We start from the raw sequence: 11,495 nt of genomic DNA, 5'->3' as shown, positions 1-11,495 counted from the left end.
CATGGGAAAACCAACAGGATTTTTAGAATTTGAAAGAGCGCTTCCTCAGAAAGATGCTGTGGAAAGCAGAAAGCAGAATTATCAAGAGTTTGTTCATTCGTTCAGCGAGGAACAGTTAAATAAACAGGCGGCACGTTGCATGAATTGTGGGATTCCATTCTGCCATTCTGGATGTCCGCTGGGGAATGTGATACCGGAATTTAATGATGCCGTCTATGATGGCAATTGGGAGGAGGCTTACCAAATCCTTTCTTCCACCAACAACTTCCCAGAATTCACTGGCAGGATCTGTCCGGCTCCTTGTGAATCGGCATGTGTATTGGGGATCAACAAAAACCCGGTAGCCATTGAGGAAATTGAGAAGCACATCATCGAGATTGCCTATAAAAAAGGCTATGTAAAACCGAACAAGAGCTATCTGAAGACGGGAAAACGTGTAGCCGTGGTTGGCTCGGGTCCTTCCGGACTTGCGGCAGCAGCACAACTGAACAAAGCTGGGCATGATGTAGTCGTGTACGAAAGGGATGATAAAATCGGTGGTCTGTTGCGATATGGCATTCCAGACTTCAAATTGGACAAATCGGTCATTGACCGTCGAGTCGAGATCATGGAGCAATCAGGCGTAGTATTCAGGACCAATGCCGAAGTGGGCAACAATGTCCCTGCAAGCGAGCTGGATGAGTTTGACGCCATTGTATTGGCTGGAGGTTCAACTATTCCTAGGAATCTGAATATACCAGGCAGGGAACTGAAGGGCGTTCATTATGCCATGGAATTTCTAAAGCAACAGAACAAGCGCGTCGGCAGTTCTCCAATTGAAGTAGAGGAGATCCATGCCAAGGATAAAAACGTATTGGTAATCGGCGGTGGAGATACAGGTTCAGACTGTGTGGGTACATCCAATAGACATGGGGCGAAATCTGTAACACAATTTGAGCTGATGCCAACCCCTCCTACAGCTCGTACGGAAGCCATGCCTTGGCCAAGCTATCCGATGCTGTTGAAAACCACCACTTCGCATGAGGAAGGTTGCCAACGCCATTGGAGCATCAGCACCAAGGAATTTTTAGGTGATGAAGCAGGAAACTTAAGGGCTGCCTTGATCGTTGACCTGGAATGGGAATTGGATCCTTCTGGCAGACCGCTATCCTTTAAGGAAGTGGAGGGATCAGTACGTGAAATCCCTTGCGAACTGGTGACCCTGGCCATGGGTTTCTTACACCCTCAGCATGAAGGACTCTTGACCCAATTGGGCGTAAAGACAACCGATAGAGGAAATGTAGACGCTACGGAAACGGAATACAAAACCAGTGTGGACAAAGTATTTGTGGCTGGCGATATGAGAAGGGGACAATCTTTGGTCGTTTGGGCCATTTCTGAGGGCCGAGAATGCGCCAGAAAGGTTGATGAATACCTGATGGGCACTTCGGTCCTGGAAAGCAAGGAGGCGGTTTATGCCACAGCCTAAATAAGACAATAGACATAAGACACTAGACAAAAGACATTAGACAGGAGAAATTTCAGACGTTTCAAATGGATAATGACAGGATTTTCAAAACATATAAGTGTATTTCCATTTTTTAAAGGGGCTGTAAAAACAGCTCCTTTTTTTGTGAGGTGATTTCAAATAAAATACAAACCAACATCAAACAATACCTATGTCATGATCTTTTACCTTGACCCTAGAAAGTTCTTATGTCTGATGTCTTGTGTCTGATGTCTAGACAAAAAAAAGGTTCCAATCTTTCGATTGAAACCTTAGTAGTAGCGGGGACCAGACTCGAACTGATGACCTTCGGGTTATGAGCCCGACGAGCTACCAACTGCTCCACCCCGCAATGTATTTTAGAATTTCTTTTGGACTGAGCCTCGCGCTCAATCCTTTTTTGTTTTTTAGTAGCGGGGACCAGACTCGAACTGATGACCTTCGGGTTATGAGCCCGACGAGCTACCAACTGCTCCACCCCGCAATATATTTTCTAGAAATCTACGTTGGTATTTGTTAAAAGTAGATTATACTATCTCCGAATTGGAGCACAAAGATATTATTTGTTTCTTTGTAAAACAAATAAAAAATCAAATAATGTCACATAAAGCAGGATTCGTGAGTATCATCGGTAAACCTAATGCGGGTAAATCGACCTTGATGAATGCCCTAGTGGGTGAAAAGATGTCCATCATAACCCCTAAGGCTCAGACAACTAGACACCGTATCATCGGAATTGTCAACGATGCAGACTATCAGATTGTTTTTTCTGATACCCCTGGGGTAATAAAACCAAATTATGATCTTCAAGAGTCCATGATGAACTTTGTTATGAGTTCATTGATCGATGCTGATGTTATTTTATTTGTTACAGACATCCATGAAAAATATGATGAAAACGATGTATTGGAAAAATTAAGGAACACCAGTTCTCCAGTTGCGGTGATCATCAACAAAGTTGATAAATCTTCGGAAGAAGAGGTGAAAGCCAAGATTGCATTCTGGGAAGAGAAGATCAATCCGGATACGGTATTCCCTATTTCGGCTTTGCTAGGCTATAATGTGGAAGCGGTCATGGCTTATATCAAAAGTAAATTGCCGGTACACCCACCCTATTACGAGAAAGACGAACTGACCGATAAGAGCATGCGTTTCTTTGTTTCGGAGATTATCCGTGAAAAGGTATTTAAGCTATATGACAAGGAAATCCCTTATAGCACGGAGGTCGTGGTCACTTCTTTCAAGGAGGAAGCTCATATCACCCGTATTGCAGCAGAGATCATCGTGGAGCGTGATTCACAGAAAAACATTATCATCGGAAAGGCTGGTGCCATGATCAAGAAAGTCGGGACCTATGCCCGTCAGGACATTGAGGAGTTTATTGGCGGAAAGGTCTTCCTGGAACTTTTTGTGAAGGTGCTGCCTGATTGGAGAAGCAAGAAAAACTACCTGAAGAGGTTTGGTTATGAGGATTAAGATAAAACTATATCAATAAAAAAGACCGGCGTTGTGCCGGTCTTTTTTTTATTGAATAGTATTATTCCTAATTACTTCACGATAAAGTTCCAACCAAATGGATCTTCGATCTTACCGTATCTCAAATCATTTAGATACGCCAATACCTTGTTTGAGAATTCACGACCTTCTACCGGAGGAAGGGTATAGTCTTGGCCATTGAAACCGATTCTGTCAATGTGCGTAATGGTTGCAGCGGTACCAGCAGCAAAGGCTTCTGTTACATCTCCTGCTTTGATTCCATCGATCAGCTCCTGTACAGAAACTTTTCTCTGCTCGGCCTTATAACCCCATTTCTCGGCAAGTTCCATAATGGTACGCCTGGTAACACCATGTAAGATAGTGTCTCCATGAGGCGTGATTATGGTATCACCAATACGGAAGATCAAGTTAGCTGTTCCGGCTTCCTCAATGTATTTATGTTCCAATGCATCTGTCCACATGATCTGGTCATATCCTTCGTTGTTAGCCAACTGGGTAGGATAAAGGGACAAAGCATAGTTACCGGCGTTTTTGGAGAATCCAACACCACCTTCAGCAGCACGCGTATAATGTGTCTCTACCTTTAGACTGATCGGTTTGCTATAGTAAGCACCAACAGGACAGGTGATGATAATGAATTGGTAAGATTTAGATGGATGAACACCTAGGGCAGCCTCTGTACCGAACATAAACGGACGGATATAAAGGGCAGTTCCTTCTTTGGATGGGATCCAGTTACGATCTACATCCAATAGCTTTTTTAAGCCGTCCATGAAGATTTCTTCAGGAACCTCAGGCATTTCAAGTCTTCTTGCAGATTTATTGAATCTCTCCCAGTTTTTATCAGGACGGAAGATACTCACGGTACCATCTTGGAATTTATAACCTTTGATACCTTCAAAGATGGCCTGTCCATAATGCAAGGCGGACATCGAAGGGCTAACACTCAGGTTTCCATAAGGCACTATCTTGACATCTTCCCATTGCCCATTGTCATAATTGGCAACCAGCATATGGTCAGACATTATTTTTCCAAAAACTAAATGATCAAAGTCTACTTGCGAAATTCTTGATTGTTGGGTAGGCTCTACTTGAATAGTGAAATTATCTATGGCACTCATATCAAAAAGAATATTTATTGCTGTGCAATTTAGGTAAAAAAAACAAAAGCATAAATGAATTGTGCATTTATAATCGTCCAATCTCCACAAATACAGGCCTTCCCCTTAGATTTCTTATGAATTGAGCATTTTAGCTATAATGAAATATGTATGTTTTCCTATCCATCACTGTATACTGTTTGCTATACAGGCATTGTCCTAATATGTCGAATTCTATTGTTTATTACTTGTTTTCTTTCTCGGTACAGTATTTGGAATAGGGCTTATGCTTTTTAGCAAATCTTTGAAAAGGATTTCTAACCAAGAATTGTAAGTGCAAAAGATGATTTTTTATTTCTGTTTCCGGACAGTCTGCTAAAATAAAATGGATGGTTTGCTAAAAATAAAAGGCATATAATTAAAGGTTTAACTAAGTAATCCGAAAATGGAAAGAGAATCGACTGATTTTAATGCTCAAGCCGCTCCGACAGTTGGAGTTTGGAAATTTATCCTAGGCTTTTTCGTCTACCTGTACAATACCGCAATTCGTCCCAAATAAATAGCTGCTCCGAATAATAAAACATATTATCCATACATCTACTGAACTGCCTAATTAGGCAAAAAAATAATATAATTAAGAAGCTTGGATTAACTTCAATAGTGGATCCAGGTATTCCCTGCTATTAGCCAATCGAGGAACTTTGTTCTGTCCTCCCAACTTACCCCTACTTTTCATCCAGGTATAAAAACTTCCTTTCGCTGCATTATGGATGATAGGAAAGGATAAAGCCATGTTTTTATACCGCTTAGCGTCGTAGTCGGAGTTGATCTCTCGGAGTGTGGCGTCTAGGATTTCGCCAAATCGTTGGAAATCATCTGGCTCTTGCTCAAACTCGATGATCCATTCATGCGCCCCTGCAGTCTTGTCATTGAAATAGACTGGACCAGCCGTATAATCTTGGATAGTTGCCCCAGTAGCTTTACAAGCGACCTGCAATGCCTGTTCAGCATTGTCCACGATCACTTCCTCACCGAAGGTATTGATATATTGCTTTGTCCTTCCTGAGATCTGAAAACGATAAGGAGACAAAGAGGTAAATCGGATGGTATCACCAATCTTGTACCGCCAGAGCCCCGCATTGGTGGAGATGATCAAAGCATAGTTCTTGCCCAATTCCACTTCATGTAAGCAAAGGGTTTTCGGACACTCTTCATTGATCTGTTCCATTGGAAGGAATTCATAATAGATTCCATAGTCCAGCATCAACAGGAGATCCTCGGAATCGGAACGGTCCTGCAGTCCAAAATAGCCTTCGGAGGCATTATAGTTCTCCAGATAGTACATATTATCAGAAGGGATCAACTTCTTGAACTGCTCTCTATAGGGCTTGAAACTAACGCCACCATGGCTGTAGAATTCAAGATTAGGCCATACTTCCAATAGATTATCCTTTCCAGTAATCTCAAGGATACGGTTTGCCATGACCATGTTCCAGGTCGGCACTCCGGCCAAGCTCGTTACATTTTCCTTGATGGTAATCTGGGCAATCTGTTCAATCTTCTCTTCGAAATTAGGGTTTAGGGTCACCTCGATGTTTGGTGTCCGCTTAAACTCAGCCCAGAAAGGGAGATTGCGGATAAGGATGGATGACAGATCACCGTAATAGGAATCCGGGCTGAAATTGTTGATTTGCGATGAACCACCAATGACAACGGATTTTCCGGTGAAGACTTTGTTTTCAGGTTTATTATGGCAGTAGATTGAAAGCATGTCCTTACCACCTTGATAATGGCACTCTTCCAATGCTTCGATACTGACAGGAATAAATTTACTGCGATCGGAAGTCGTTCCTGAAGATTTTGCGAACCATTTGATGTCAGATGGCCAAAGGATATTCTGTTCGCCCTTGATCATGCGATCTACATACACCTTGATGTCATCATAATCCTGGATGGGAACCCGTTCTTTAAACTCATCAGGAGTATAAATACTGTTATAGCCGTATTTCTTTCCCCATTCTGTTGCTTCGGCAGCAGAAATCAGGCTTTGAAACCATTCATCTTGAACGTCGTGGGGATACTTCATGAATAGATCAATCTGATGCATCCGCTTTTTCATTATCCAAGTAAAAAGAGAATTCAATAAAGCCATAGGTTAGTTTTATGCTATATTTTATTTAGAATTTTTTACGTCTTAATTCGAAATGTCTACCCAAATAGAACTTACGGGCAAGCTCGTTGTCGGCAATTTCTTCTGGCGTACCGGTCAACATGATCTTCCCTTCCGTTAACAGGTATGCTCTATCGGTAATGGAAAGAGTTTCCTGAACGTTGTGGTCAGTGATGAGGATTCCGATATTTCTGGTCTTTAATTTGGCTACGATCGTTTGGATTTCTTCCACCGCAATGGGGTCAACTCCTGCAAATGGCTCATCCAAAAGGATAAAGTGAGGGTTTGCAGCTAGGGCTCTGGCAATCTCAGTCCTTCTACGCTCACCACCCGATAAAAGGTCACCACGGTTCTTGCGCACGCGGTGCAGACTGAACTCCGTCAATAACTCTTCTAGTTTTGCTTTGCGTTCTTCTTTGTTTGGGTAATGGATTTCCAATACGGCAAGGATGTTGTTTTCAACAGAAAGTTTCCTGAACACAGAAGCCTCCTGCGCAAGATAACCAATACCACGCTGCGCACGCTTGTACATGGGATCTTGGGTAATTTCGAGATCATCTAAGAAGACATGACCATCATTTGGTTTAATCAATCCAACGATCATATAAAATGAAGTTGTCTTTCCAGCACCATTTGGACCTAAAAGACCTACGATCTCTCCCTGTTCAACATGGAAGGATACATCGTTTACTACTGTTCGCTGTTTATATTTCTTGATTAAATGTTCTGCTCTTAGAATCATGTGAATAAACCCTTATTTGCAAATATATTTTTTAAAATCGAATTGCCTTTACATTTAATTGCAAATTCTTCTTGCCTCGCCAAGAGTTTTCCTCAATATTGAAGCAAATATCAAAGGCTTTTCCCGAATTGATCAGGTCAGCATACTCGCCTAACCCGAAACCAATACATTCAAATATAGTAGAATCCTCCTGTTTTACGGAAAACTTAAGGTGTGTACTGCCAACGATATAGGCATTATAACCCATGGTTACCCCTTTGCTGATGAAGGTTGGGGCTTCATTTTGAGGGCCAAAAGGTTGGAATTGTTGCAATATCCTGTAAAATTTAGAATCAATCTCTGCCAACCTGATTTCCTTTTCGATGGAAACCTCCTGCTGTAGCATCTCCGGTTTGATGCTCTTGCTGACTACTTCTTCAAAACGCTGTTGAAAGAGACCGATATTGTCGGTTGGCATGGTTAATCCAGCGGCATATTTATGACCTCCATATTGATCCAGCAGATCACTGCATTCACTTAGTGCCTCATATAGGTCGAAACCCAGCACCGATCTTGCAGAGCCAGCGATATGACCATTGGTATTCGTCAGGATAATGGTGGGTCGATAATATCTTTCCGTCAATCGGGATGCGACGATACCGATCACTCCTTTGTGCCAATCCTCTTTATATAGGACGGTAGTTTTTCTGGTTTGCAGGTGGGCGTTGTTATCCAGCAGAGCCAATGCCTCTTCGGTAATTTTCAGGTCATAGCCCTTTCGGGTATTGTTCTGATCGTCAACACTGGCAGAGAACACTGCAGCTTCAGCCAATGTCTTTGCAATCAATAATTTGACGGCATCCTTTGCATGGTCAATCCGTCCGGCGGCATTGATACGCGGACCTATCTGAAACACAATATCGTTAACCGTAAAATGTCCGGATTTATGGGTAGAAAGATTGATCAGGGCCTGAAGACCGCAACAAGGGTTGCTGTTCAGCTTTTTCAATCCGAAATGGGTCAATATTCTATTCTCACCAGTAATGGGAACAATATCGGAGGCAATACTAACCGCCACCAAATCCAAGTATTGGTATGCCAATTCCATCGGCATATCATTTTGCTTGATGAATGCTTGTATGATCTTGAACCCGATACCGCAGCCTGAAAGTTCTTTGTAGGGATAAGGACAGTCATTTCGCTTGGGGTCAAGTACCGCCACAGCATTCGGCAGCTCATCTCCAGGTAAGTGGTGATCACCGATAATGAAATCAATGCCCTTCGCATTCGCGTACTCAATCTTATCGACTGCTTTGATACCACAGTCCAAGGCAATGATCAAGGAGAATCCATTCTCCTTTGCATAATCGATACCTCTATTGGAAATACCATAGCCTTCTGCATAGCGATCCGGAATATAGAACACCAGGCCGGTATGGAAGTCGCGAAAGAAACTATAGACTACGGAAACGGCGGTGGTGCCATCGACATCATAATCACCATAGATCAAGATTTTCTCCTTATTCCCGATGGCACGCTCAATCCGGTCGATTGCGCGGTCCATGTCTTTCATTAGAAAAGGGTCGTGGAGATTGTCGATAGAAGGGCGGAAAAAGTCTTTCGCTTGGTCAAAGGTTTCGACCTCACGGTTTATTAAAAGTTCTGCAATTATATGGTTTACACCCAGCTCCTGTTGTAGCTTCTTCGCTTGCTCTACGTTCTTTTTAGGTTTCAGCACCCACCTTTTTTGCATATCTTTGCCTTCTAATAAACGTGTAAAGATACATTATATCAGGGGACTTACCTAATGAGGAGCCCGATGTAAAATGATATGCACACATAACTGTCAAGATAACAAACAAATACAAATGGCTCGAGCGCATTCACTATTTGAAGGTTCCTACTCTGTAGATATAAGCAAGCAATTTATCCCCTTCGACCCAAAAAAAGATGATCCAAAAGATAGACCAGGATCGTTGTTCATTCATGTCCACCCCTTTTTAATTGAGACAAAAGACGGCCTTATCGTCCTTGATACCGGCCTAGGATTACGCAATGAAAACGACGAGTTGGTCATCCACGAGAATATCAAAAAACTAGGATTTTCAATAGATGATGTGCGGTATGTACTGATGTCTCATCTTCATAAAGACCATGCAAGCGGCATGGTGGACATCAAGGATGGCGTGAAGCGTTTGGCATTCCCAAATGCTGAATATGTCATCCAGGAACAAGAATGGGAAGCAGCTTACAGTTCCGAATCCCCTTCCTACCGTACTGAGGTTTTTGATGTACTGCAAAGAAGCGGGAATATCCTGTTTGTGGATGGCGACGGACAATTGACTCCAGAGATCCGCTATGAACTTTCAGGCGGTCACAGCGAGTTCCATCAGGTATTCCATGTGGAGACCGAAGGTGAACATTTTTTCTTTGGTGGAGATGAATTACCGGAACCTGAGGAAATCTTCAGGAGTTTTATCGCCAAGTACGATTTTGATGGCCGAAAAGCACGAGACCTGAGGGCAGAATATTGGGCTGCAGGTGCTCCTGAGGGATGGGTATTTTTATTTTACCATTCAAAAAATATCGCGGTAGGACGGCCTGAACAGAAGCCAGACGGCAGTTATAAGATTGTAAATGCCGAATAATCCATTCATAATCGATATATTTGAGGATAACGAAAAATAATTTATCTAATTTTTAATTAAATAAAAGGAAATCATGTCGATAGTTAGAGAAAGTGACCTAATTGGTATCGGTAAGAAATACCAAATTGAAACTGATGCTGGAGACAATATGGTGGTTGTCATCCACGATGACGGACGGAGAGAGTTATACCGCCATGAGGATGAAGATAACGAAACCCACTGTGTGATGACATTGTCGGATGAAGAGTCTCGTCAGGTTGCCGGAATCTTAGGAGGGCTATCCTATAAACCCAAGGCATTGGAAACCATTGAGGTGGCATTGGACGACCTTCGCATTGAATGGTATAAGGTTGGCGAGTCTAATGACGGGGTCAACAAGAGTATCGGACAATTGGAAGTAAGGCAACGCACCGGAGCTTCCATTATCGCCGCTATCCGCGAAGAGGAAACAGTCATTAACCCAGGACCCGACTATGTCATTACTCCGGGAACCACCCTGGTAATCGCCGGAAAGCAGAAGAACATCAAACTTTTAAAGGAAATATTACTATAAGAATTATATGCACAGTAACCTCATCATAGAAATAGGAATCGCAGTATTATTGGTAGCTTCAGTTGGCCTTCTTGCCAATAGACTAAAATTTTCGGTGATCCCCTTTTTTATTGTGATCGGAATGGTACTGGGCAATCAATCTTATCCAAAATTCGTAGCAGACTTCTTGGCGAATGTCAACAACGAGAACTTAACCTCAGCTGTCGACTCGGTTTGGTCCTTTTTGACCTTTACCGAAAGTAAACCGTTCATAGACTTTATGGGGCGCTTGGGTGTGTTATTTCTCTTATTCTATTTAGGGCTCGAGTTTTCGGTCGGTAGGCTAATCAAATCTGGAAAATCCATTGTTGCAGGTGGTAGCATCTATGTTGTCCTCAACTTTTTTTCTGGCCTCTTGGTGGGATGGATGATGAACCTTCCTTTCAAGGAAATGATGGTCCTATGTGGTATCATGACCAGTTCCTCTACGGCCATTGTTGCCAAGGTACTGACAGACCTGAAACGGACGGCTAATCCTGAAACCGAGGTAATCATGGGGATGATCATGTTTGATGACCTATTTATCGCCATGCATATTTCCTTCCTCTCAGGGTTGATCCTAACGGGTGGCGGATCATTCTGGACCGTTGCTGGGACTTCCCTATTGGCCTTAGGTTTTATCCTGTCCTTCCTGATCCTAGGCAGGAAACTTGTCCCATTCATTGACAAGCTCCTTCAGGAGAAATCCTCGGAGTTATTTATCCTGATCATATTCAGCTTGCTGTTTGTCATTGCTGGCTTCTCTGAAACCATACATGTGGCAGAAGCCATCGGAGCCTTGATGGCAGGATTGGTTTTTGCAGACTCCAAATACCTCAAGAAAATCGAAGGAATGGTCTTGCCGTTCAAAGACTTCTTTGGCGCCATGTTCTTCTTTAGCTTTGGTCTTTCCATTGATATGTACAGCCTTGGAGGTGCCGTAGGCTGGGCAACATTTGCCGCTGCCATTACCATAGTAGGCAACGTGGCTTCTGGATATTTTGCTAGCCGCTTCTCGGGATTGAAACCCAAAAACTCAGTAGACATCGGCTTTACCCTATCTGCGAGGGGAGAATTTTCCATTATCATGGCCAACATTGGTAAAGCAGGTAAACTCCTGCCCGTTATCCAATCCTTTGTGGTTGTCTATGTCCTGATCCTTTCCATTATTTCACCCTTATTGACCAAGGAGTCTAGAAATATCTGGAACAAGCTTGCCGGACAAGATGACACCGTCAAGAAGCCGAAGAAAAAGCTCAGCGACCTCGAAGCCAGTATTCAGGAGAAAAATTAATCTTCAGT

At 42.8% G+C, this 11,495-nt stretch carries 9 protein-coding genes and 2 tRNA genes; 5 read left to right on the top strand and 6 right to left on the bottom strand.

Annotated features, from left to right (window positions below; genetic code table 11):
- Position 1 precedes the first annotated feature (1 nt).
- The gene (locus NMK93_RS02245) at positions 2-1,468 is read left to right on the top strand and encodes a glutamate synthase subunit beta (RefSeq protein ID WP_185215930.1); all 1,467 of its coding nucleotides are present in this window, start codon (positions 2-4) and stop codon (positions 1,466-1,468) included.
- Between the two features lie 297 nt (positions 1,469-1,765).
- On the opposite strand, the gene NMK93_RS02240 is transcribed toward NMK93_RS02245, so the two are convergent.
- Together NMK93_RS02240 and NMK93_RS02235 are read right to left on the bottom strand one after the other, a co-directional pair.
- Positions 1,766-1,838: transfer RNA gene (locus NMK93_RS02240), tRNA-Met, on the bottom strand.
- A 59-nt stretch (positions 1,839-1,897) separates the two neighbouring features.
- Positions 1,898-1,970, bottom strand: a tRNA-Met gene (locus NMK93_RS02235).
- 113 nt (positions 1,971-2,083) lie between these two features.
- On the opposite strand from NMK93_RS02235, the gene era reads away from it, so the two are divergent.
- Entirely contained in the window at positions 2,084-2,962 is an 879-nt protein-coding gene (gene era, locus NMK93_RS02230) for a GTPase Era (protein ID WP_185215929.1), read from the top strand.
- A gap of 71 nt (positions 2,963-3,033) precedes the next feature.
- Here era and NMK93_RS02225 read toward each other — a convergent pair whose 3' ends face one another.
- From NMK93_RS02225 to recJ, 4 genes are all read right to left on the bottom strand, one after another.
- A complete protein-coding gene (locus tag NMK93_RS02225; RefSeq protein ID WP_185211248.1) occupies positions 3,034-4,104 on the bottom strand; it encodes a branched-chain amino acid aminotransferase in 1,071 nt (356 codons plus the stop codon).
- 613 nt (positions 4,105-4,717) lie between these two features.
- Positions 4,718-6,235: a GH3 auxin-responsive promoter family protein gene (locus tag NMK93_RS02220; protein ID WP_254526500.1), complete on the bottom strand. Its 1,518-nt coding sequence runs from the start codon at positions 6,233-6,235 to the stop codon at positions 4,718-4,720.
- Positions 6,236-6,260: 25 nt separating this feature from the next.
- Positions 6,261-6,995, bottom strand: coding sequence for an LPS export ABC transporter ATP-binding protein (gene lptB / locus NMK93_RS02215; RefSeq protein WP_185211250.1), 735 nt, complete (start codon positions 6,993-6,995; stop codon positions 6,261-6,263).
- Between the two features lie 31 nt (positions 6,996-7,026).
- Positions 7,027-8,727: a single-stranded-DNA-specific exonuclease RecJ gene (gene recJ, locus NMK93_RS02210; RefSeq protein WP_254526501.1), complete on the bottom strand. Its 1,701-nt coding sequence runs from the start codon at positions 8,725-8,727 to the stop codon at positions 7,027-7,029.
- 115 nt (positions 8,728-8,842) lie between these two features.
- Here recJ and NMK93_RS02205 point away from each other — a divergent pair, with 115 nt between their 5' ends.
- The 3 genes from NMK93_RS02205 (at position 8,843) to NMK93_RS02195 (ending at position 11,487) form a co-directional block, all read left to right on the top strand.
- Positions 8,843-9,622, top strand: a complete 780-nt coding sequence (locus NMK93_RS02205; RefSeq protein ID WP_254526502.1) for an MBL fold metallo-hydrolase — start codon at positions 8,843-8,845, stop codon at positions 9,620-9,622.
- A gap of 73 nt (positions 9,623-9,695) precedes the next feature.
- Positions 9,696-10,175, top strand: coding sequence for a cation:proton antiporter regulatory subunit (locus NMK93_RS02200; RefSeq protein WP_185211253.1), 480 nt, complete (start codon positions 9,696-9,698; stop codon positions 10,173-10,175).
- 7 nt (positions 10,176-10,182) lie between these two features.
- Positions 10,183-11,487 carry a cation:proton antiporter gene (locus tag NMK93_RS02195; protein ID WP_185211254.1) on the top strand — a complete coding sequence of 435 codons (1,305 nt, stop codon included), beginning with the start codon at positions 10,183-10,185 and terminating at the stop codon, positions 11,485-11,487.
- Positions 11,488-11,495: the final 8 nt, after the last annotated feature.

Source organism: Sphingobacterium sp. LZ7M1 (assembly GCF_024296865.1).
Classification (GTDB): domain Bacteria; phylum Bacteroidota; class Bacteroidia; order Sphingobacteriales; family Sphingobacteriaceae; genus Sphingobacterium.
Note: the sequence above shows the minus strand (reverse complement) of the source record. Positions and strands in the feature narration are given on the sequence as shown.

Coding starts and splice junctions, on each gene's coding strand:
- era (WP_185215929.1), top strand. CDS start 2,084: ATGTCACATAAAGCAGGATTCGTGAGTATCATCGGTAAACCTAATGCG.
- NMK93_RS02200 (WP_185211253.1), top strand. CDS start 9,696: ATGTCGATAGTTAGAGAAAGTGACCTAATTGGTATCGGTAAGAAATAC.
- NMK93_RS02205 (WP_254526502.1), top strand. CDS start 8,843: ATGGCTCGAGCGCATTCACTATTTGAAGGTTCCTACTCTGTAGATATA.
- NMK93_RS02220 (WP_254526500.1), bottom strand. CDS start 6,235: ATGGCTTTATTGAATTCTCTTTTTACTTGGATAATGAAAAAGCGGATG.
- lptB (WP_185211250.1), bottom strand. CDS start 6,995: ATGATTCTAAGAGCAGAACATTTAATCAAGAAATATAAACAGCGAACA.
- NMK93_RS02245 (WP_185215930.1), top strand. CDS start 2: ATGGGAAAACCAACAGGATTTTTAGAATTTGAAAGAGCGCTTCCTCAG.
- NMK93_RS02195 (WP_185211254.1), top strand. CDS start 10,183: ATGCACAGTAACCTCATCATAGAAATAGGAATCGCAGTATTATTGGTA.
- recJ (WP_254526501.1), bottom strand. CDS start 8,727: ATGCAAAAAAGGTGGGTGCTGAAACCTAAAAAGAACGTAGAGCAAGCG.
- NMK93_RS02225 (WP_185211248.1), bottom strand. CDS start 4,104: ATGAGTGCCATAGATAATTTCACTATTCAAGTAGAGCCTACCCAACAA.